Here is a 21,896-nt window from a genome sequence, read left to right as displayed (position 1 = left end):
CTCACCGCCTCCCGTTGGTCAGCGCCCGGGCGAGCGAGACCGTGGCCAGCAGGCCCACCAGCGTGGCCACGAGCACCAGGTCGAACACGGCCCGGCTGCGCACCAGGACCCCGATCAGGGCGATCAGCCCGATCACCGAGAAGAACAGCAGGTCGGAGGCGATCACGCGGTTGGCGTCGTTGGGGCCCACGAACATGCGGACGCCGGCGACCACGACGGACGCCGTCAGCACCAGCACGCCGAAGAGGATGCCGATCACGGAGGTGCTCCTTCCACCCGGACCGCGCGCAGCAGGCGGGTCTCGAACTCGCGGAGACGGCGCCGGGCCGAGTCCGGGTCGTTGTCGTACATGACGTGCACGTAGAGGTCGTGCCCCGGGGGGAGCCCGTCCTCGCCCCCGGCACGGGCGGCGGTGGCGAGGGTCAGGGTCCCCGGGGTCAGGGAGATGAGCACCGCCAGCGTGGCGGTCTCGAACTCGGTGCGGCACCGGCTCCGGCAGCGCACGACGATCGGGGACGACCGCTGCTGCACGGTGAACACATCGTGCATCACCGCGAGGTTGGAGACCAGGACCTCCCGGGCGAACCACAGCAGGAACCCCACGATGCGCGGCAACCACGTCACCCACTTCACGTCCCGAACACCGCCTCCACGTACGCCCGGGTGTCGACGAGCCCCTCGGCCGCCACGGCGGCGACCCCCAGGAGCAGCTCCCCGCCCACGCCGAGCACCAGGGTCACCAGGACCAGGACCAGCGCCGGCGCCACGAGCCGGGCGGGGATCCGCCGCTCCCGCACGCCGGCGGCCTCGAGGACCTCCCGGGCCGAGTCCTCCGGCTCGCCCAGGAACATCTTCCCCCAGACCTTGAGCATGGACAGCAGCGTGAACAGGCTCACCACCACCGCCAGCACCGCCACCGCCGCCCGCCCCTCCCCGAAGGCGGCGAGCACGAGGGACAGCTTGGCCACGAAGCCCGAGAACGGCGGCAGGCCGACCAGGGACATGGCCGCCGCGAAGAAGGCCACCGCGACCAGGGGCTCGCGCCGGAGCAGTCCCGTGACGTGGCCCAGGGGGTAGCGCCCGTAGCCGATCTCGACCGCGCCGATCGACAGGAACAGCGAGGCCTTCACGACCGTGTGGTGCAGCAGGTAGAAGATCCCGGCGGTCAGGCCCGCGGGGCCGAAGAGGGCGACCCCCAGCAGGATGTAGCCGATCTGGCTGACCATGTGGAAGGCCAGGACGCTGCGGGCGTCCTGCTCGCCCACCGCCCCCAGCACACCCACCACCATCGTCACGGAGAACAGCAGCAGACCGACCCACAGGAACTCCTCCGCGCCGTCGAACACCACGGCGTAGATCCGGTAGATCGCGTAGATCGCCACCTTGGTGTGCAGCCCGGAGAAGAGGGCCGTGACCGTGGGGGACATGAAGGGGTAGCTCCGGGCCAGCCAGCCGTGCACGGGCACCACGGCCGCCTTGACCGACAGGGCGAGGAGCACGACCGCGGCCGCGATCGCCACCGCGGAGTCCTCCGCGGCACGGCCGGCGAGCTCGGCCAGGTTCACGGTGCCGGCCACGCCGTAGACGAGGGCGACCCCGGCCACCAGCACGGTCGAGGCCAGCAGGTTGACCGTCACGTAGATCCGCGCGGACGTCACCTGCATCAGCCGCCCGCGGCCCCGGTGGGCGAGGATGATCAGCCCGTACGAGGGCAGGAGCATCGTCTCGACGAACACGAACAGGTTGAAGAGGTCCGCCGTCAGCAGCGCTCCGTTGAACCCGGCGGTCAGCACGAGCACCAGCGGCGCGAAGAACCGCTTGCGCGCCTGGTGGGAGACCACCCCGAAGCTCGCGCAGACCAGGGTGAGGCTGCCCGTCATCGTGAGCATCAGCGCCGTGAGCATGTCCGCGGCGAAGGGGATGGACACCCCCGGGGGCCACCGGCCCACGGCGTGGGCCAGGACGGCCGGTCCGTCCCGCAGGGCGATCACGAGCCACAGGGACGCCAGGACGTCCGCCCCCAGCACGCCCAGCAGCGTGGTCCGGGCGAGGCGCCCGGGATCGCCCAGCAGCACGAGCGCCCCCGCCGCGAGCAGCGGGACGACGACGAACAGCGGGAGCAGCTCCGCGCTCACGGACGACCACCCGGGGACCGTCTCCTCCCGGCCGGGTGGCTGCCGCGGCGGCGCGCGGCAGGAGGGCGGAGCTCGTCGGCCGCGAGCGCCGAGGACCCCCCGGCGTCGTCGATGAAGGTCGGGGTCTCCGTCTCCCGGCCGGTGAGCTCGAGATCGGTGTCGTCGTCGGCGTCGCCGGTCACCGCGAGCACCAGCAGGTAGATCGTCACGGCGAACGAGATGACGATGGCGGTCAGCACGAAGGCCTGGGGCAGCGGGTCGGCCGTGGTCGCCGGGTCGGGGCCGCCCCCGAGCGCCTCGCCGCGCCGGTCGGCCCCGCCGGCGGCCAGGATGATCAGGTTCACAGCGTGGCTGAGGAACATGAAGCCGATGACCACGCGGACCATGCCCCGGCGCAGCATCATGAACACTCCTCCGGCCACGAGCACGCCGACGGTCAGGGCGATCGCCATCAGGGCTCCTTCCGGGGGGCGCGGCCCGCCGCGCGGAAGGGGTCCGGGCGTTCCGGCAGCGGCGGACGGGTGCGGTCGTGCTCGTCGTGCACCGTGCCGGCCGGTGCCGTCTCGCTGCTGTGCGGTCGGGACGTGGTGCTCGTGGCGGGGGGCCCGGAGCGCAGCACCGAGGAGACGGAGCCCGCGCGGCGCAGGGGAAGGGGCTCCTTCTCGTCGACGCCGAGCCGGCTGATGGCGGCGACGATCACCCCGACCACGGCGAGGTAGACGCCGACGTCGAACACGAGCGCCGTGGTGACCTTCAGCCCGAGCACGTCGACGTGCAGGGGGCGGAGGAAGGAGCCCTCGAGCAGACCCAGCAACCCGACGACGACGGCGACCACGACGCCCGCGCCGATGAACTGCGTGTAGGGCAGGCGCATGCGGCTGACGCGGTCGTCGGCGGCCGTGAGGTAGACCAGGGCGATGCCGGCGGCGCCGATCAGGGCGGAGATGAACCCCCCGCCGGGGGCGTCGTGCCCGCGCAGCAGGAAGAAGAGGGACAGCGCCACGATGACGGGGCCCAGGGTGCGGGCGGTGACGCGCAGGACCACCATGTTCTCCCGGGGGCTGCGGATCGGCGAGTCGTCCGGTTCGGTGATCGGGCTCGGCCGCTTGGGGAGCAGGCCGCGGGACTCGATGGCCACCACGATGGCGAGGCCGGCCACGCCCAGCACCGTCAGCTCGCCGAGGGTGTCCAGGGCGCGGAAGTCCACGAGGATCGTGTTGACCACGTTCGTGCCGCCCGTCTGCTCCTCGCCCTGCTCGAGGAAGTACCGACCGGCGGGGGACAGGCCCCGCCGGTCCGTGAGCAGCCAGGTGGCGGCCGCCGCGCCCGCGCCCGCCAGGACCGCCACGGCCGCCGCCACCCATCCCCGGACCTCGCCGGTGCGGTGGAACGTGGAGGGCAGCCGGTTGAGCAGCAGGACGATGACCACCACGGTGAGCACCTCCACGAGCAGCTGCGTCAGGGCGACGTCGGTGGCCCCGAGGGCGTAGAACCACAGGGCGACCGCGAAGCCGACGTCGCCCGCGATGGTCAGCAGTCCCACCCGGCTGCGGGCCCGCAGGGCGAGCGCCACCCCGATGAGCACGAGGACCAGCAGGACCCAGTCGGTGAGGGTGGACGGGTCGCCGTAGAGTCCGGGCACCTCCACCGTCAGCAGGCCCACGGCGGCGAGCGCCACGAGCGCGACGACGGGCGGCATCAGGTGCCGGCGGGGCACGTCGGAGCGGGTGGGCCGGCCGACCTGCTCCCCCAGGGCGATGGACCCGCGGCGGAAGGCCTCCACCACGGCGACGCCGGTCACGGGGAACGACCGCCCTCCCAGGAGGCGGTCCACGGGCCGGCGCCCGAGCACGAGCACGCCGCCGAGGACGAACACGGCCAGCGACATGAACAGCTCCGGGGACCACCCGTGCCACAGGCCGAGGTGCGGTTCGGCCCCGTCCCCCGCCACGGCGGTCGAGGCGGCGCCCAGCAGCGGTTCGGCGGCGGCGCCCGCGAGGCCGAGGACCGGCCCCGCCAGGGCGACCACGGCCACGGGCGCCAGGAAGGCCGCCGACGCCTCCCGGGGAGCGTCCGCCGGGACCCGGCCGGGCAGCACCGTGAGCATCCGGGCCGAGTACGCGAACGTGCAGGCCGCGGCGAGCACCGCCACGGCCCCCACGAGCCACGCGGCCGCGGCCGGGGCGGGACCGTGGGCCATGGCCTTGAACATCGCCTCCTTGGAGACGAAGCCGAACAGCGGGGGCAGACCCGCCATCGAGGCCGCGGCGAGGACCATGGTCCCGGCGGTCACGGGCATGCTGCGGGCCAGCCCGGACAGTGCGCGCAGGTCGCGGGTGCCGGCCTGGTGGTCGATCACGCCGACGGCCATGAACAGCGCCGCCTTGAACAGCGCGTGGGCGGCCACGTGAACGGCGGCGCCGACGGCCGCGTACTCGGTGCCGATGCCGATGGTCGCCGTCAGGAAGCCCAGCTGGCTCACCGTCGAGTAGGCCAGCAGCTCCTTGAGGTCGTGGCGCTGCAGCGCGAGGACCGCCCCCATCAGTGCCGTGAGCAGCCCGACCGACACGAGCAGCACGTTCCACACCGGCACGTCGTGCAGCGCCTCCGTGAAGCGGAGCATGAGGTAGATGCCGGCCTTCACCATCGCCGCCGCGTGCAGGTAGGCGCTCACCGGCGTGATCGCCACCATCGCGTCCGGGAGCCAGGCGTGGAACGGGAACTGCGCGGACTTGGTGAAGGCCGCCAGGGCCACGAGCACGGCGACCAGCGCCGCGAGGCCGGGGGACGCGTCCCACACACCGTCCGTGAGCACGGCGCTGAGCCGGGTGGTCCCCGTCGCGGCCCACATCACGGCCACCGCGGTGAGCAGGCACAGCCCGCCGGCCGCGGTGACCAGGAACGTCCGGATCGCGGGGTCGCGGCCCTCCGGCCCCGAGCGGGCGATCAGCAGGAACGAGCACAGCGTGGTGAGCTCCCACGCCACGAACAGGACCACGAGGTCGTCGGCGAGGACCAGCGCGAGCATCGCCGCCGCGAAGAACGTCATCAGGGTGTAGAAGGACGCGTGGCCGCCGTCGCCCAGGTAGCGGCTGGACCAGGCGAGGACCACCGCGCCGATCACCAGCACGAGCAGCCCGAAGAGCAGCCCGAGCCCGTCGAGGCGCAGGTGGAGGGAGATCCCGAGGGTGGGCATCCACGGGACCTGCTGGAGCACGTCCTCCGGGTCCGTCCGGTCGTTCCACACGGACCCGAGACCACCCGCGAGGGCGAGCAGGCCCGCGGCGAGCGGCCAGCCCGCGTCCCGGCCCGCGAGGCGGCCGAGCACGCCGGCCGCAGGCACCAGCAGAACCGCGAGAGCGAGGATGACGAGGAGGGACACGCCTGGCAACCGTCCGGTCGAAGGGAGGGAACGAGGTGGGCGGATCCGGCGGAGGCCTCGGTGCGGACCCCGGAACGGGTCCGCCCGGTGTCAGCGCCGCGGTTTCAGGGAGCTCGACCCCGCCGAGGGGACGACCGGGGTGGCCTGCGTCTCGGCCTCCGGCTCGACGGCCGCCCCGCCCTCGGCCTGCTCGGAGGGGCTCGTGGGCCCCCGGTCCCCGTGCTCGCCGCCGTGCTGGCCGGCGCCGGTGCGACGGGAGGGCAGGGACGGACGGCGGCGTGCGGTCGCGCCGGGCGCGCGCGGGGCGTCGTTGATCTCGGTGACGGACACGGCCATCGCGTTGAGCGCGAGGCCGGCGAGCACGAACACCCATGCCGTCCTGGGGTACCACGCCAGGGCGAGGACCACTCCGACCACGACGAGGGCGATGGAGGTCAGGTAGGCGGGGGTCAGAACGCGCTGGACGTTGAACTTCATGGTTTCCATTCCACCACGCGCGCGCGGGGATCGACCAACGCGGCCGGGCGTTTCTCCGGTGCGGCGCCGGGAGCCCTGGCCGGGGCGCCTCCTGGCGTATACCGTCAGCGGCATGGACGACCTCGACCCCGGGCTGCTCGAGCTGGCGCGCTCCGCCCGCACCGTGACCGTGCTCTCCGGCGCCGGGATGTCGGCGGAGAGCGGGGTGCCCACCTTCCGCGACGCCGGCACCGGGCTGTGGGCGCGCTGGTCCCCCGAGGAGCTGGCCACCCCCGAGGCGTGGGACGCCGATCCGGAGCTCGTCTGGTCCTGGTACCTCTGGCGGGCCCGTCAGCTGCGCCGGCTCCGCCCGAACGCCGGGCACCGGGCGGTCGCCCGGTGGGCGGACCGGGCCCACGTCCACGTGGTCACCCAGAACGTCGACGACCTCCATGAGCAGGCGGGCTCCACGGTGCTCGCCCACCTGCACGGCAGCCTGTTCGCGTTCCGCTGCTCCGTCTGCGACGCCCCGTTCCCGGAGCACCTCGTCCCCGGCCTGGCGGCGCCGGACGGCCCGGAGTCGCCGCCCGGCGCCGGGGAGCCCCTGCCCGAGGAGCCCGCCCGCGTGCTGCCCCCGGCGTGCCGCGCCTGCGGCGGGCCGGTGCGGCCCGGGGTCGTGTGGTTCGGCGAGCTGCTGCCGGAGGGGGCCGTGGACCGGGCCGCCTCGGCCGTCGCGGCGGCGGACCTCGTGCTCGTCGTGGGCACCTCCGGACTCGTGCAGCCCGCCGCGTCCCTGCCGCTCCTCGCCGCCGGCCAGGGCACGCCCGTGGTCGAGATCAACCCCGAGGACACCGTGCTCACCCCGCACGCGGACCACACCGTGCGGGCCGGGGCCGCCGAGGCCCTCCCCCGCCTGCTGCCCCCGCGGGACGACCGGTCCCCGTCGGCCCCGCCTCCGGGCACCGGCCGCTGACCGCCGGCCGCCTGCTGCTGAGCACCGGGGACCGACGGCCCTGGAGCGACGGCCCGGGGACCGATTGCTGAGAGCAGAAAGCACGCTGTCCTTCTTGTCAGCGCGCGGCGGCGGGCGGAGACTGATCGACGGACACCGGGCCGGGTGCCCTGCTCCCGGCCCTCCCCGACAGCCCCGGGCTGTCCCTCCACGAAAGGCACGGTCCATGACCCAGTCCACGACGCAGTCCCCGACCCTCCCCCTGCACGACGGCCACACCATCCCGCAGCTCGGCTACGGCGTGTGGCAGGTCGACGCCGACATCGCCGAGGACGTGGTGGGCCAGGCCCTCGAGGCCGGCTACCGCCACATCGACACCGCCATGATCTACGGCAACGAGGAGGGCGTGGGCCGGGCGATCGCGAAGAGCGGCGTCCCGCGCGACGAGATCTTCGTGACCACCAAGCTCTGGAACGACGACCACGGCCACGACGCCGCCCTGAAGGCGATCGACGCCTCCCTGGAGCGCCTCGGCCTGGACCACGTCGACCTCTACCTCATCCACTGGCCCACGCCGCAGCGCGGCAAGTATGTGGAGACCTGGAAGGCGCTCCAGGAGATCCGCGACAGCGGCAAGGCCCGGTCCATCGGCGTCTCCAACTTCCCCCGCGAGGAGCTGCAGGAGATCATCGACGCGACGGGCGTGGTTCCCGTGGTGAACCAGGTGGAGCTGCACCCGTACTTCAACCAGGCCGCGCTGCGGGACTTCAACGCCTCCCACGGCATCCTCACCGAGGCGTGGTCCCCGCTGGGCCAGGGCGGCGACCTGCTCAAGGACCCGGTGATCAGCTCGATCGCCCGCAAGCACGGCGCCACCCCGGGGCAGGTCATCATCGCCTGGCACCTGGCGCTCGGCAACGTGGTCTTCCCCAAGACCGTCACCCCGGAGCGGATCCGCGAGAACTACGCGGCCCTCGACGTCCGCCTGGACGACGAGGACGTCCAGGCGATCAACGGCCTCGACAACGGAGGGCGGATCGGCGCGGACCCGAAGGACTTCAACTGATCCGGGGCTCCACCCGGTGACGACCGGGGCGCGACGACCCGGGCGCGACGCCCCGGGCGCGACGACCGGGGCGGCGGCGGGAGCACCGTCGCCCCGGGCGCCGTCCGTGGAGGCACCGACCGGAACGGACGGCACGGGCGCGCGGCGGGGCCGCCCGCGCGGAGTCCGTGCGCCGGGCTCCGCGCGCCGGAGTCCGAGCGCCGGGCTCCGCGCGCCGATTGGCGCGAACCGCGCCGGCGGGTGAACCATGATGGTCATGAACCACGACACGTCCCGTGAGGGCGACGGCACCACCAGCGCCACCGCTCCGCACGGCAACCCCGACAACATCCCGGGCGCGGACCTGCCCCGCCCCGACGAGAAGACGTTCTTCGGCCAGCCCCGCATGCTGGCGAACCTGTTCAGCGTCGAGCTGTGGGAGCGCTTCTCCTTCTACGGCATGCAGGGCATCGTCCTGCTGTACATGTACTTCGCCGCGACCGAGGGCGGACTGGGCATCGACCGCGCCACGGCCGCGGGCATCGTGGGCGCCTACGGCGGCGCCGTCTACCTGTTCGCCATCCTGGGCGGGTGGGTGGCCGACCGGCTGCTGGGCTCCGAGCGGACGATGTTCGTCAGCGGCGTGCTCATCATGGCCGGGCACGTCTCGCTCGCGCTCGTCCCCGCGGTCGCGGGGCTCACGGCGGGCCTGATCCTCATCGCGATCGGCTCGGGCGGGCTCAAGGCCACGATCACCAACCTGGTGGGCGCCCTCTACGACCGCCAGGACCCCCGCCGCGACGCCGGCTTCTCGATCTTCTACATGGGCGTGAACATCGGCGGGCTCCTCGGACCGCTCCTGACGGGCTTCGCGCAGAAGACCTGGGGCTTCCACCTGGGCTTCGGCCTGGCCGCGGTCGGCATGGCCTTCGGCCTGACCCAGTACGCACTGGGCCGCCGGCGGCTCCCCGACGAGGTCCACCACGTGCCCAATCCCCTGCCGCGCGAGCAGTACGGGAAGTGGGTGGGAATCGCCGTGGCCGCCGTCGTCGTCGTCGTGGCCGCCGTCCTCACGGGGGCGCTGAACGCGGCCAACCTGGCCGACGTGGTCGTGGGCGTGATCGTGGTGGCGGCCGTGGCGCTGTTCGCCCTCCTGCTCACGAGCAGGAAGGTCGACGACGACGAGCGCTCCCGCGTGCGGGCGTTCATCCCGCTGTTCATCGGCTCGGCCGCCTTCTGGGCGCTGTTCCAGCAGCAGTTCACGGTGATCACGATCTACTCGGACACCCGGCTGGACCGCGCACTCGGCGACTGGACCATGCCGATCTCGTGGGTCCAGTCCTTCAATCCCTTCTTCATCATCCTGCTCGCGCCGGTGTTCGCGGTGCTGTGGACGAAGCTGGGCGACCGCCAGCCCGGCACGCCCACCAAGTTCGGCCTCGGCATCGTGCTGATGGGATCGGCGTTCCTGATCTTCCTGCCCATGGTCGGGGTGTCCTCGGTGCCCGTCCTGTGGGCCGCGCTGATCCTGCTGGTCGCCACCCTGGGCGAGCTGATGGTCTCCCCGGTGGGCCTGTCCCTGTCCACCCGGCTGGCCCCGCGGGCCTATCCCGTGCTGATGGTCGCCCTCTTCTACCTGTCGGTGGCCCTCGGCACGGCCCTGTCCGGCGCGCTGGCCGGCTACTACAGCGAGCAGACCGAGGCGGCGTACTTCGGGACGCTGGGCGCCGTCACGATCGTCATCGGCGCCACCCTGCTCGTGCTGTCCCGCTGGATCCGGCGGATGATGCGCGGAGTGCGCTGACGGCCGGGACGGGCACCCGCTGTCAGGGGCCGGACGGGCCGCCGACGACGTCCCGCACGACCTCCGCGGCGGGGACCTCCCGGGCGGCCGCGAAGTGCGGGCCGGCCCACAGAGAGATGGCCTCGGGGTCCCCGGCCGCGGCCGCAGCCGCCCGGATGGGCTTCGTCAACTGGTTGACCTGCGGATATGCCGCTGGAGCAATGTTCGTGAAGCGCTCGACGAAGCCGTTGCGCACGCCCCGCGCCAACCGGCCCGAGAACGCCCGGGTCACGGCGGTCTCCGTGTAGCGGCCCGAGCCGAGGGCCTCCCGGTACGCGGCGGAGGTCCCCGCCTCGGGCGTGCGCAGCAGCAGCGTGCCGACCTGGACGGCGTCCGCGCCGGCGGCCCGGGCCGCGTCCGCCTCCGCCGCCGAGGCGATGCCGCCCGCGGCCACGAGCGGGACCTCCACGGCGGCGCGGACCGCGGCGACGAGCTCGGCCAGGGGCTCCTCGCCCGGGACGTCCTCCGTGCGGTGGGTGCCCCGGTGCCCGCCGGCGGCCGGGCCCTGCACCGTCAGCAGGTGGGCGCCGGCCCGCACCGCGGCCTCGGCCTCCGGCACCGAGGTCACCGTGACGGACGTCGCAACACCCGCCGCCGCGAGCCGCTCCAGCACGGGGGCCGCCGGCAGCCCGAAGGTGAAGGAGACGACCGGCACCCGCAGCTCCTCCACGAGCTCGAGCTTGGCCGCCCATCCGTCGTCGTCGGCCGGGTCCGTGTCCGGCAGCTCCACGCCGTACCGGCGGGCCGTGTCCTGCAGGGCCTCCCGGTAGGCCCCGACGGACAGGTGCACGGCGGGATCGACCGCCGTCCCGGGCGCCGCGGTGTTCGCCGCCTGCGGGACGAACAGGTTCACGCCGAAGGGGCCGTCGGTCAGTTCCCGCACCGTCTCGACGTCGGCGCGGACGCCGTCCACCGGGCGGTTGCCCGCGGCCAGGAACCCCAGTCCGCCGGCGGCCGTGACGGCCGCGGCGAGCGCGGGGGTCGAGGGCCCTCCGGCCATGGGCGCGCCCACGAACGGGACGGACAGGTCGTTCAGCCGGAAGAGGTACGGGGTGCTCACCATGCCACCAGGCTAGGCAGACGGAGGGGGCGCGTCACCCCTGGGCGCGGCACAGGACGTGGCATAGGCTGTGGCCACGATCACCCGCCGCCGAGGTCCGCCGCCCGACACCACCGATTCGAGGCATCCGATGGCCCAGTCCGCCGACTCCAAGACCCGGTCCCGCCCGCAGCCCGAGCTCAAGCGCGTCATGGGCCCCGGCCTGCTCCTGCTGTTCATCGTCGGCGACATCCTCGGCACCGGCGTGTACGCCCTGACCGGCAACATCGCCGGCGAGATCGGTGGTGCTGCCTGGGCCCCGATCCTCGTGGCGTTCATCGTCGCCACCATCACGGCGTTCTCCTACCTCGAGCTCGTGACCAAGTACCCCGGCGCCTCGGGTGCCGCGCTGTACACGCACAAGGCGTTCGGCGTCCACTTCGTCACCTTCCTGGTGACGTTCGCGGTGCTCAGCTCGGGCCTGACCTCCGCCTCGACGGCCGCCTCGGCCGTGGCGTCGAACTTCGCCCGCGGCTTCGGCCTCGAGGTGACCACCACGACCATCACCGTGATCGCCGTGGTCTTCATCGCGATCCTGTGCGCCATCAACATCCGCGGCGTCACCGAGGGTCTCGCCTTCAACGTGGTGCTGACGTCCATCGAGCTCACCGGGCTGCTCATCGTGATCCTCGTGGGCTTCTGGGCGTCCTTCCAGGGCCAGGCCGACTTCAGCCAGACGATGGTCTTCGAGACCTCCGAGGACAAGGGCATCTTCCTCGCGCTGACCGCCGTGACCTCGCTCGCCTTCTTCTCCTTCGTGGGCTTCGAGGACTCCGTGAACATGGTCGAGGAGACCAAGAACCCCAGCCGCGACTTCCCGCGGGTGATGCTCTTCGGCCTGGGCCTGACAGGCGTCGTCTACATCCTGGTGTCCATCTTCACCGTGGCGGTGGTGCCCATCGGGGTGCTCGGCGAGTCCACCACGCCGCTGCTGGACATGGTCCGGATCGGGGCCCCGAACATCCCGATCGACACCATCTATCCGTTCCTGACGATCTTCGCCGTGGCGAACACCGCCCTGATCAACATGCTCATGGCCTCCCGGCTGCTCTACGGCATGTCCCGCCAGGGCGTGCTGCCGGACTTCCTGGGCCACGTGCTGCGCGGCCGGCGCACCCCCTGGTCGGCCATCGTGTTCACGACCCTCCTGGCGATGGCCCTGATCGTCGTGATCAACAACCTCCTGGGCAGCGGCACGGCCAGCGCCCTCGGCGGCACCACGGCCCTCCTGCTCCTGGGCGTGTTCACCATCGTCAACATCGCGGCGATCATCCTGCGGAAGGACCACTCCCCCACCCACGACTACTTCCACGCCCCCCGGGTCCTGCCCTACCTGGGCGCCATCACCTGCGCCTATCTCGTGGGGCCGTGGGCCCAGGACCTCATCGAGTACCAGATCGCCGTGGTCCTGCTGCTGATCGGGCTGGCCCTGTGGCTCGTCAACTTCCTCTACGACCGCCTGTTCCTCGGCCGCAAGGTCCGGTTCGAGCACCCGGAGGACCTCGCCCGCATGGAGGACGAACCCGAGGGGACCGACCCGCACCGCGGCCCCTGAGCCGGCCGTCCACCGCCCCCTGCCGCGCCGCTACCCGAGGAGAACCCGTGACCGTCGTCGTCGGATACATGCCCACCGCCCCCGGACACGCCGCCCTGGACGCGGCCATCCTGGAGGCCGAGCGCCGCGGCACCGACCTGATGGTGGTGCAGCCGCGGCCGAAGCGCCACCAGCCCCCCGAGATCGGCGCGGACATCGACGTGGAGCAGGAGAAGCTCACCCGCTCGGGGCTGCGCTACGAGCTGCGGGAGCCCGAGCACGACAGCGACCCCGCCGACGTCATCCTCGACACCGCCCGTGACTCCCGGGCCGAGCTCATCGTGCTGGGCATCCGGCGGCGCTCGCCCGTGGGCAAGATCATCATGGCCAGCACGGCCCAGCGCGTCCTGCTCGAGAGCCCCTGCCCGGTGCTGTGCGTCAAGGCCGTCTACGACTGATCCGGGATTTTATTTCTGTTTTCGAAATATTAGGCTGGTCCCAGACCCCGGCGCCTCCGGTCCCGCGCGGGGGTCCGTCGGTCTCCGCGGCTCCGACCTGCTCCAGCCGCACCCGAAAGGCCCGCCATGACCACCTCGGCCCCTCCTGCATCCCGCCCTGCCCCCTGGGCCGAGGCCCCCGAGCCGCCCCGGCGTCCCCGCTGGGCCACGCTGCTGCGGATCCTGCTGCCGGCGCTGCTGATCGTGGGGTGGCTCGCGGTGGCGGGCGTGGGCGGGCCCTACTTCGGGAAGATCTCCGAGGTCTCCACCAACGACCAGTCCAGCTTCCTGCCCGAGTCCACCGAGTCCACGCAGGTCACGCGGCTGCAGAGCGAGTTCCGGGACTCGGAGGCGATCCCGGCGATCGTCCTCCTCGTCCGGGAGGGCGGGCTCGACGACGCGGACCGGGCGTGGGCCGAGGAGGCCGCCGCCGCCGTGCAGGAGAGCGGCCTCGCCGAGGGCCAGACCTCGCCGCTGATCCCGTCGGAGGACGGGGAGGCCTTCCAGCTCGTCGTGCCCCTGCCCGACGGCGAGGTCGTCGACGACGTCGAGGCCCTCGCGGACCGGTTCGAGCAGGACCGCCCCGAGGGCCTGCAGAGCTACATCACGGGCCCCGCCGGCTTCACGGCCGATCTCGTGGCCGGCTTCGCCGGCATCGACGGGCTCCTGCTGGGCGTGGCCCTGGCCGTGGTCTTCGTGATCCTCCTCGTGGTGTACCGGTCCCCCGTGCTGCCCGTCCTGGTGCTGCTCACGTCCGTCTTCGCCCTCAGCGCCGCGATCCTGGTCGTGTACTGGCTGGCGGCCAACGAGCTCGTGACCATCAGCGGACAGGTGCAGGGCATCCTGTTCATCCTGGTGGTCGGCGCCGCCACCGACTACTCGCTGCTGTACACGGCCCGGTACCGGGACGCCCTGCTGCACCACCGGCGACGGACGGACGCCACCCGGGCGGCCCTCCGGGGCTCGGTCGAGCCGATCGTCGCCTCCGGCGCCACCGTCATCGCGGGCCTGCTGTGCCTGCTGCTGTCCGACCTCGCCTCCAACAAGGCGCTGGGCCCGGTGGCGTCCGTCGGCATCGTCATGTCCATCCTGGCGGCCCTGACCTTCCTGCCCGCCGTCCTCCACGCCACGGGACGGGCGGCCTTCTGGCCGTTCCGGCCCCGCTACGACGCCTCCGGCACGGAGCGCGTGCGCGTGGTCGAGCACGGTCCCGGCAGCCGCCCGACCGTCGAGGGCCGGGGCGTGTGGGCCTCGGTGGCCCGGTTCGTGGCCCGGGCCCCGCGGGCGATCTGGGTGGTGACCACGGTGGTGCTCCTCGCCCTCGCCGGGTTCAGCACCCAGTTCCAGGCCTCGGGCGTGGAGCAGAGCGAGCTCGTGCTCGGCGAGTCCCAGGCCCGGGACGGCCAGGAGGCCCTGGCCCAGCACTTCCCGGGCGGTTCCGGCAGCCCCGCGGTCCTGCTGGTGCCCACCGGTTCCCTGGACGCCGCGGTCGAGGTCGTCGAGGACACCGAGGGGGTCGCCGGTGTCGTCGCCGTCTCCGCGGACTCGCCCTCCGGCACCCTGCCCCTCGGGGAGGACGCTCCCCCGCCGGCGGGGCCCTTCGCCGGGGCCGAGCCGACCGAGGCCCAGGGGCTCTACCAGCTCCAGGCCACGCTGTCCGACGCCGCCGACTCCCCGGAGGCCGAGCAGACCGTCCGCGAGCTGCGGGAGAGCCTGCACGCGGCCGACGAGGAGATCCTCGTGGGCGGCACCACGGCGACGAACATCGACACCAACGAGACCTCGATCGCCGACCGCACGCTGATCATCCCCGTGATCCTCGGGGTCATCACCCTGATCCTCATGCTGCTGCTGCGCTCCGTCCTGGCGCCGGTGCTGCTGATCCTCACGACCGTGGTCTCCTTCTTCACGGCCCTGGGCGTCTCCGCCCTGGTGTTCAACCACGTCCTGGACCTGCCCGGGGCGGATCCCTCGGTCCCGCTCTTCGGCTTCGTCTTCCTCGTGGCGCTGGGCATCGACTACAACATCTTCCTGATGTCCCGGGTGCGGGAGGAGACGCTGGTCCACGGCACCCGGGCGGGCATCCTCCGGGGACTGACCCTCACCGGCGGGGTGATCACCTCGGCCGGCATCGTGCTCGCGGCCACGTTCGCGGCACTGGCCGTCATCCCGATCATGTTCCTCGTGCAGCTGGCGTTCATCGTGGCGTTCGGCGTGCTCCTGGACGCCCTGATCGTCCGGTCGCTGCTCGTGCCGGCACTGACCTACGACATCGGCCGGGCCATCTGGTGGCCCTTCCACCGGCGGACCGAGCCCTGAGCGGTGGCGCCCGAGCCGTCGCACCGGGCGCCCCCGCCGCAGGACCCGTGACGCCCCTGCGTCCCGGGCGGCCCTGCCGATCCGGCGGCCGGCGCTCCTCCCGGCCGGGCCGGGCGGTGCGTCAGGCGGCGCGGTGGTCCGCCCGCCGGGCCACGACCGGCACCCGGGCGGTGTCGGGACGAGCGGTCTCCGCGGGGTTTCCCGCGACGACGGGCTCCTGGTCGACGTCGTGCCACACCGCGTCCTCCTGCCGCCAGCCGAATCCGTAGGCCAGGGCGGGCACGAGGTGGTTGGCGAGCCCGCAGCCCACGGCGACACCGGCCCACGCGACGGGGAAGGACGCGAGGACGTCGAGGGGGTAGTGCACGCCCAGGTAGAGCCGGGACAGCCCGACGAGCACGGCGGTGACCAGCCCGGCGACGAGCGCGGTGGAGGCGAGCCTCGACCGGCGCACGGCGAGGCCGAAGGCCACCGCGATGGCCAGGGCGGCTCCCGCGTGCCCCGAGGGGAAGGACGTGAGGCCCTCCACGAGGACGAGCGGCTCCGGGGACGCCGCGGCCGCCGGCCGGGGGCGGCCGACGGCGACCTGCACCATCCCGACCGCGGCCCAGCCGGCGAGCGCGGTGACCGCGAAACCGGCGGCGTCCCACGGGCGCCGGCGCGCGAGGGCGAGCCAGGCCGTGAGGGCGGCGATGATCGCGAACGCCCCGGGGGTGGAGAACGCGTGGTGCAGCACGAGCGCCAGGGCGTCGAGGACGCCGAGGCGTGCCGCGTCGAGCCGGTGCAGGACCTCGGTCTCCTGGGCCGCGATCCCCGGGGAGTACACCAGGAGCCGTCCCACGGTCGCCGTGGCCAGCACGACGATGAAGGGGACGACCACCCACTGGTGCAGCTGGGGGAGGGACCAGGTGGAGCGGGCCGGCCGGGGGGAAGAATGCTGCGCCGGTTGTGCCATGCCCACCACCATGGCACACGTCACGTCGGCCGGATTCCCGCGCGCCCGGTTGGCAAGAGAGTTCGGGAAGAATTGCCCGAATCGGTACAGAGAATGACAAATCATGAAGCTTGCGGCCGGGAATTCCTCTGCCCGGGCGTTCGTGTGACGTTCTGCGTCCCCTGCGGCCCCTGTTCGCTCCCCATCATCCGGAAAAGAGTGATGTCTCTGTTCTTCCGTGCCGTTCCACGTGGAACCGCGCGAAAGAAGTTCATGGTCAAACTAAAAAGGCTGATCAGCACGGCGGACACCCCATCCGCCGGGGAACTGGCGTCCGACGCCGCCCGAGGGACCTGTCCCCCGATCAGGGGACAGCTCGTGCCGGTCCCGAGCGCCGCTAGACTGGGCCGCCACTCCCACCCCGCCGCCGACCCGCGAGGAGCACCCGTGTTCAAGAAGGACCCGTCCCGCAGCACCCGACCGGCCCTCTCCCACGCCGAGGCCGTGCAGCACGTGCAGGAGGGCGGGGTGGCCGTCTACTGGCGGCCCGGCTGCCCCTTCTGCGGCATGCTCGAGCGCGGGCTCGGCGCCGACGCCGGGCGGGCCGCGTGGACGAACATCTGGGAGGACCGGGACGCCCTCGCGTTCGTCGAGTCCCTCAACGACGGCAACGCCACCGTCCCCACGGTGGTGACCCGCAGCGAGCACTTCGTCGCGGCCTCCCCCGCCCAGGTCGCCGCGACCAGGGCACTCATCGCGGAGGCCGCCAAGGTGCTCTGAGCCCCCTGCGGACGGGAGAAACCGGGTCGTCCCCCTGTCTTCAAGCCGTGAACACGGATTAGGATGACATTCCTCTCGACGTTCACCGGTGAAAGAGGGCGCTGATGTCCGAGCCCGTGGGGTTCCCCGTTCCGCCCGGTTCGCAGACGTCCCTGCGCAACGCGAACCAGCGCCGCGTGCTCGACACGGTGCGCCGTGACGGGCATCTGACCCAGGCCCAGATCTCCCGGCGCACCGCGCTGGCGCCCTCGACCGTGTCCAACATCGTGCACCAGCTGATCGACGCCGGACTGCTCGTCATGGAGACGGACGGCGCCGGCCGCCGCGGCCAGCTCGTCGGCTTCCGCAGCTCGGCCGGCCACGTGGTCGGCATCGACGTGGGCCACCGCCACGTCACGGTGGCCGTCGCGGACCTGAACCAGCGGATCCTCGCCCAGCGGCGCCACGAGCTGCCCGACGAGCACCGCTTCGCCGAGGACCTCGAGCTGGTCGGCCGCACCCTCGGCGCCCTGCTCCGGGAGCACGGCACGCCCCGGTCCGGCCTGCTCGCCGCCGGGCTCACCCTCCCGGCCCCCGTGGACCTCGAGGGCCGGCTCGTCAGCGCGAGCGCGATCCTGCCCGCGTGGAGCGGGATCGACGTGCGCGAGGAGGCCGGCCGCCGGCTCGGGCTGCCCGTCGTCGTCGAGAACGACGCCAACGCGGGCGCCCTGGGCGAGCACGCCCGGGGCGCCGGACGCGGGGCCCAGCACATGGCCTACCTCAAGATCGGCCACGGCGTGGGCGCGGGACTGATCCTGAACGGCACCCTGTTCCGCGGCGCCACCGGGTCCGCCGGGGAGCTCGGCCACACCACCGTCGACGAGCACGGCAGGGTGTGCCGGTGCGGCAACCGCGGGTGCCTCGAGACCTACGTCTCCTCCCGGGACGTCACCCAGCTGCTGGCCGCCACCCACGGCGCCGACCTGACGGTGCCCGATCTCGTGGCGGCGGCCCTCGCGGGCGACGTGGGCTGCGGACGGGTCATCGGGGACACCGGCCGCCTGCTCGGCACGGCGGTGGCCAACCTGTGCAACACCATCAACCCGGAGCTCGTGGTCGTCGGCGGTGAGATCGCCCGGGCCGGTGAGCTGCTGCTCGCCCCGATGCGCGAGGTCGTCTCCCGCCAGGGCGTGCGCGGCAGCGTGCAGGAGCTGCGGATCGAGGCCGCCCGGCTGGGGATCGAGGCGCACGTGGCGGGCGCCGTGATCCTCGCGCTGCAGCACGCGGAGCTGCCCTCCGGGGCCGGTCCGGGCGGATGACGCGCCGCGCCACGCTCGTCTTCGACTAATGGACATTCTGCGCACCGAGTTTTAGTGTGGACCGCGTCACAAGAACCCGTCGGCGTCGGCGGGCGCGTCCACCCCGGGGTGCGGCGGTCGGCACGGGCCGGCTCCACGCCGATCTCCCCACCAGCAAGGGAGCTGTCCGATGAGCCAAGACGCCACGACCCCCACGGTCGAGGAGCACCCGAACACCTCGGCGGTCCTCCGGATCAGCATCATCGCCGCCTTCGGCGGCTTCCTCTTCGGCTACGACTCCGCCGTCATCAACGGCGCGGTCTCCGCGATCCAGGAGGAGTTCGGCGTCAGCCCGGGCCCCCTCGGCTTCGCCGTGGCCTCCGCGCTGCTCGGCGCGGCGGCGGGCGCCTTCTTCGGCGGCCGGGTGGCCGACGCCCTGGGCCGCGTCCCCGTCATGAAGATCGCCGCGGTGCTCTTCCTCGTCAGCGCGATCGGCTGCGGCGTGGTCGACAGCTTCGGCTGGCTGATCTTCTGGCGCATCGTGGGCGGCGTCGGCGTGGGCGTGGCCTCCGTCATCGCCCCCGCCTACATCGCGGAGGTCGCCCCCGCCGCGGTGCGCGGGCGGCTCGGCTCGCTGCAGCAGATGGGCATCGTGCTCGGCATCTTCATCTCCCTCGCCGTGGACGCCTGGCTCGCCGGGCTCGCCGGGGGCTCCACCGAGGAGCTGTGGCTCGGCCTCGACGCCTGGCGGTGGATGTTCATGGCGGAGGCCGTTCCGGCTCTCGCCTACCTGATCGGCGCCTTCACGATCCCGGAGTCCCCCCGCTACCTGGTGGAGGACGGCCGGCCGGAAGAGGCCCAGGCCGTGCTGGCCAACCTGCAGGGCTCCGCCTCGGCGACCGAGCGCGTGCGCCTCATCAAGGAGTCCCTCCGCAGCGAGCACAAGCCCCGGCTGTCCGATCTGAGGGGCCGGATGGCCGGCCTCAAGCCCATCGTGTGGGTCGGCATCGGCCTGGCGGCGCTGCAGCAGTTCGTGGGCATCAACGTGATCTTCTACTACTCGAACGTGCTCTGGCAGGCCGTGGGCTTCACCGAGTCGAACTCGTTCACCATCACCGTGATCACGTCCGTGGTCAACGTCGCGGTGACCATCGTGGCGATCGCCCTCGTCGAGAAGGTGGGACGGCGCCGGCTCCTGCTCGTCGGCTCGGCGGGCATGACCCTGATGCTGGCCACCCTCGCGGTCGTGTTCGCCACCGCGGACGTCGTGAACGGCCAGCCCGATCTCGGCCCGACCTCCGGCCCGGTCGCGCTCGTGGCCGCCAACCTCTTCGTGGTCTTCTTCGGCGTCTCCTGGGGACCCATGATGTGGGTCCTGCTGGGCGAGATGTTCCCGAACCGGATCCGCGGCGCCGCGCTGGCCGTGGCCGGGTTCGTGCAGTGGATCGCCAACTGGCTGGTCACCGTGACCTTCCCCGCCCTGGCCGCCTTCTCCCTGGGCGTCGCCTACGGTCTCTACGCCTTCTTCGCGCTGATGTCCCTGCTCTTCACGGTCAAGATGGTCCGTGAGACCACCGGCATCGAGCTCGAGGACATGATGGACTGAGCGTCCCGCAGGACCGTCGGCGGTGGACCTCCCCTCACGGGAGGACCACCGCCGTCGTCGTTCCCGGGCCCGGCCGCACGGAGCACCGTGCCGGCCCGGGACCGCACGGCGCACCCCGGCCGCCGTGCGTGCTTCTTTACCGCTCCGTGACCCCCAGGACACGGTTCGTCCCCTTCATCGGGTATTTTCGAGAGAACTGCGCGAGGCCGGGATCCCCGACCCGGCTCCGGCCTGCCCAGCCCCACCACTCCATTTTCAACGGCGAAAAGGACCCACGTTGACCCAGACCACCGCGGACCCCGCATCCCCCGCACAGACCACTGCCCGCAAGTCGGCGGGCCACGTCATCGTGGACACGCTCGTGGCGCACGGCGTGCAGCGCACCTACGTGGTGCCCGGCGAGTCCTACCTGGACGTGCTCGACGGGCTGCACCGGTCCCCGATCGAGACGGTCGTGTGCCGCCACGAGGGCGGTGCGGCCTACATGGCCGAGGCCGACGGCAAGATGGGCCCCGTGCCCGGCGTGGCGATGGTGACCCGCGGCCCCGGCGCGGCCAACGCCCACGTGGGCCTGCACACCTCCTGGCAGGACTCCACCCCGATGGTCCTGTTCGTGGGCCTGATCCCCTTCGAGCACCGCGACAAGGAGGCCTTCCAGGAGTTCGACCCGCACGCCTGGTTCGACTCCGGGGCCAAGCGGGTGATGGTCCTCGACCACGCCGAGCGGGCCTCCGAGATCGTGGCCGAGGCCATGTTCGCCGCCAACTCCGGCCGGCCCGGCCCGGTGGTGGTCGGGCTGCCCGAGGACATCATCAAGGCCGAGATCGACGCGACCCTGCACCCGCCGATCCCCGTGGCCCACGGCGGGATGACCGTCAACGACTGGAAGGCCCTGCGCGAGGCCCTCTCGGCGGCGGAGAAGCCCCTGTTCGTGACCGGCGGCAACGACTGGACCCACGAGGGCGCGGCCGGGCTCACCACCTGGCTGGAGGAGCACCACCTGCCGGCCGCGGCCGAGTGGCGCACCGAGGGCACCGTCCCGTTCGACTCGGACTCCTACGTGGGCCCGATCGGCTACGGCCGCCCCCAGCCGACCTTCGACATGCTCGAGGAGACCGATCTGCTGGTCTTCGTGGGCACCGTGCCCGGGGACGTGATCACCAACGGGTTCCTGGTCCGCCAGGACTGGAACAAGAAGAACTTCCTGGTCACCATCGACCCCTCCCTGCGCGGGCGCTCCGGGCCGGTGTCCTACCAGATCGTGGCCAAGCCCGACGTGTTCGTCCGCGACCTGGTGCGCATCGACCTTCCGGCCAAGGAGGCGTGGAAGGAGTGGACCGCCCGGCTGCGGGCGCAGCAGGTCGAGTTCTCCACCCCCACCGCCACCCCCGGTGACGGCCCGGCGCGGATGGACACCCTCATGGCCGAGCTGGTCAAGGACCTCCCCGCCGACGCGATGGTGACCTTCGGCGCCGGTGAGCACACCAACTGGGCCCACCGCTACTTCCCCACCCGCGGCTACGCCTCGATGATCTCGGCCCGCAACGGCTCCATGGGCTACTCGGTGCCCTCCGCGGTGGCCGCGTCCCTGCGCCACCCCGGCCGGCGGGTGGTGACCATCGCCGGTGACGGGGAGTTCCTGATGAACGGCCAGGAGCTGGCCACCGCCACCCAGTACGGGGCCACCCCGCTGGTGATCGTGATGGACAACCAGGAGTACGGCACGATCCGCACCCACCAGGAGCGCGACTACCCGCACCGGGTCTCGGGCACCCAGCTGGTCAACCCCGACTTCGCCCTCATGGCCGAGGCCTTCGGCGGGTACGGCGTGCGCGTGGAGACCGACGCCGAGATCCCCGGCGCGCTCGAGGCCGCCCTGAAGGCGATCGACGAGCAGGGCCGCTTCGCTCTGATCCACCTGATCGTGGAGCAGCGCGTCAAGGCGTACTGACCCGCCGGACGTCCACCGCCCCGCACGGCGTCCCGGGCCGGGGCCGCGCCCGCCCGGGACGCGGCCCCGGCCCGTGCGCCTGTGGT

18 protein-coding genes are annotated in these 21,896 nt (G+C 72.9%); 10 read left to right on the top strand and 8 right to left on the bottom strand.

Going from position 1 to position 21,896, the window contains the following annotated elements; all coding sequences use genetic code 11:
* Window position 1: 1 nt before the first annotated feature.
* The 6 genes from AVL61_RS05325 to AVL61_RS05300 all read right to left on the bottom strand — a co-directional run bounded on the left by AVL61_RS05325 (window position 2) and on the right by AVL61_RS05300 (window position 5,994).
* Complete coding sequence (locus tag AVL61_RS05325) at window positions 2–259, bottom strand: MrpF/PhaF family protein (protein ID WP_058873319.1); 258 nt, start codon at window positions 257–259, stop codon at window positions 2–4.
* Window positions 256–633 carry a Na+/H+ antiporter subunit E gene (locus tag AVL61_RS05320; RefSeq protein WP_058873318.1) on the bottom strand — a complete coding sequence of 126 codons (378 nt, stop codon included), beginning with the start codon at window positions 631–633 and terminating at the stop codon, window positions 256–258. The genes AVL61_RS05325 and AVL61_RS05320 overlap by 4 nt, the downstream gene beginning before the upstream one ends.
* Entirely contained in the window at window positions 630–2,135 is a 1,506-nt protein-coding gene (locus tag AVL61_RS05315) for a monovalent cation/H+ antiporter subunit D family protein (RefSeq protein ID WP_058873317.1), read from the bottom strand. The genes AVL61_RS05320 and AVL61_RS05315 overlap by 4 nt, the downstream gene beginning before the upstream one ends.
* Window positions 2,132–2,587, bottom strand: a complete 456-nt coding sequence (locus AVL61_RS17325) for a sodium:proton antiporter (protein ID WP_082696978.1) — start codon at window positions 2,585–2,587, stop codon at window positions 2,132–2,134. The genes AVL61_RS05315 and AVL61_RS17325 overlap by 4 nt, the downstream gene beginning before the upstream one ends.
* Window positions 2,587–5,517: a DUF4040 family protein gene (locus AVL61_RS05305; protein WP_082696977.1), complete on the bottom strand. Its 2,931-nt coding sequence runs from the start codon at window positions 5,515–5,517 to the stop codon at window positions 2,587–2,589. The genes AVL61_RS17325 and AVL61_RS05305 overlap by 1 nt, the downstream gene beginning before the upstream one ends.
* A gap of 90 nt (window positions 5,518–5,607) precedes the next feature.
* A complete protein-coding gene (locus tag AVL61_RS05300; protein ID WP_058873316.1) occupies window positions 5,608–5,994 on the bottom strand; it encodes a hypothetical protein in 387 nt (128 codons plus the stop codon).
* 112 nt (window positions 5,995–6,106) lie between these two features.
* Here AVL61_RS05300 and AVL61_RS05295 point away from each other — a divergent pair, with 112 nt between their 5' ends.
* From AVL61_RS05295 to AVL61_RS05285, 3 genes are all read left to right on the top strand, one after another.
* Entirely contained in the window at window positions 6,107–6,946 is an 840-nt protein-coding gene (locus tag AVL61_RS05295; RefSeq protein WP_058873315.1) for an SIR2 family NAD-dependent protein deacylase, read from the top strand.
* A gap of 205 nt (window positions 6,947–7,151) precedes the next feature.
* Entirely contained in the window at window positions 7,152–7,991 is an 840-nt protein-coding gene (locus AVL61_RS05290; RefSeq protein ID WP_058873314.1) for an aldo/keto reductase, read from the top strand.
* 256 nt (window positions 7,992–8,247) lie between these two features.
* Window positions 8,248–9,774 carry a peptide MFS transporter gene (locus tag AVL61_RS05285; RefSeq protein ID WP_058873383.1) on the top strand — a complete coding sequence of 509 codons (1,527 nt, stop codon included), beginning with the start codon at window positions 8,248–8,250 and terminating at the stop codon, window positions 9,772–9,774.
* A 22-nt stretch (window positions 9,775–9,796) separates the two neighbouring features.
* On the opposite strand, the gene AVL61_RS05280 is transcribed toward AVL61_RS05285, so the two are convergent.
* On the bottom strand, window positions 9,797–10,876 hold the full coding sequence (locus tag AVL61_RS05280; protein ID WP_058873313.1) for a nitronate monooxygenase: 1,080 nt from the start codon (window positions 10,874–10,876) through the stop codon (window positions 9,797–9,799).
* 127 nt (window positions 10,877–11,003) lie between these two features.
* Here AVL61_RS05280 and AVL61_RS05275 point away from each other — a divergent pair, with 127 nt between their 5' ends.
* The 3 genes from AVL61_RS05275 (at window position 11,004) to AVL61_RS05265 (ending at window position 15,262) form a co-directional block, all read left to right on the top strand.
* Window positions 11,004–12,467 (top strand): APC family permease, encoded by a 1,464-nt coding sequence (locus tag AVL61_RS05275; protein WP_058873312.1) that lies wholly within the window; start codon window positions 11,004–11,006, stop codon window positions 12,465–12,467.
* 47 nt (window positions 12,468–12,514) lie between these two features.
* Window positions 12,515–12,904, top strand: a complete 390-nt coding sequence (locus AVL61_RS05270; protein ID WP_058873311.1) for a universal stress protein — start codon at window positions 12,515–12,517, stop codon at window positions 12,902–12,904.
* A 126-nt stretch (window positions 12,905–13,030) separates the two neighbouring features.
* Entirely contained in the window at window positions 13,031–15,262 is a 2,232-nt protein-coding gene (locus tag AVL61_RS05265; protein ID WP_058873310.1) for an MMPL family transporter, read from the top strand.
* Window positions 15,263–15,383: 121 nt separating this feature from the next.
* Here AVL61_RS05265 and AVL61_RS05260 read toward each other — a convergent pair whose 3' ends face one another.
* The gene (locus AVL61_RS05260) at window positions 15,384–16,217 is read right to left on the bottom strand and encodes a phosphatase PAP2 family protein (protein ID WP_231738281.1); all 834 of its coding nucleotides are present in this window, start codon (window positions 16,215–16,217) and stop codon (window positions 15,384–15,386) included.
* 426 nt (window positions 16,218–16,643) lie between these two features.
* Here AVL61_RS05260 and AVL61_RS05255 point away from each other — a divergent pair, with 426 nt between their 5' ends.
* From AVL61_RS05255 to AVL61_RS05240, 4 genes are all read left to right on the top strand, one after another.
* Window positions 16,644–16,976 (top strand): glutaredoxin domain-containing protein, encoded by a 333-nt coding sequence (locus AVL61_RS05255; RefSeq protein WP_197412643.1) that lies wholly within the window; start codon window positions 16,644–16,646, stop codon window positions 16,974–16,976.
* A 104-nt stretch (window positions 16,977–17,080) separates the two neighbouring features.
* Entirely contained in the window at window positions 17,081–18,274 is a 1,194-nt protein-coding gene (locus tag AVL61_RS05250) for an ROK family transcriptional regulator (protein ID WP_058873308.1), read from the top strand.
* A gap of 169 nt (window positions 18,275–18,443) precedes the next feature.
* On the top strand, window positions 18,444–19,859 hold the full coding sequence (locus tag AVL61_RS05245) for a sugar porter family MFS transporter (RefSeq protein ID WP_058873307.1): 1,416 nt from the start codon (window positions 18,444–18,446) through the stop codon (window positions 19,857–19,859).
* Between the two features lie 277 nt (window positions 19,860–20,136).
* Complete coding sequence (locus AVL61_RS05240; protein ID WP_058873306.1) at window positions 20,137–21,810, top strand: thiamine pyrophosphate-dependent enzyme; 1,674 nt, start codon at window positions 20,137–20,139, stop codon at window positions 21,808–21,810.
* The last annotated feature ends 86 nt before the right edge of the window (window positions 21,811–21,896 follow it).

Origin of the sequence: Kocuria rosea subsp. polaris, assembly GCF_001483755.1 — a bacterium.
GTDB lineage: Bacteria > Actinomycetota > Actinomycetes > Actinomycetales > Micrococcaceae > Kocuria > Kocuria cellulosilytica.
This window is presented reverse-complemented; position numbering and strand designations above follow the sequence as displayed.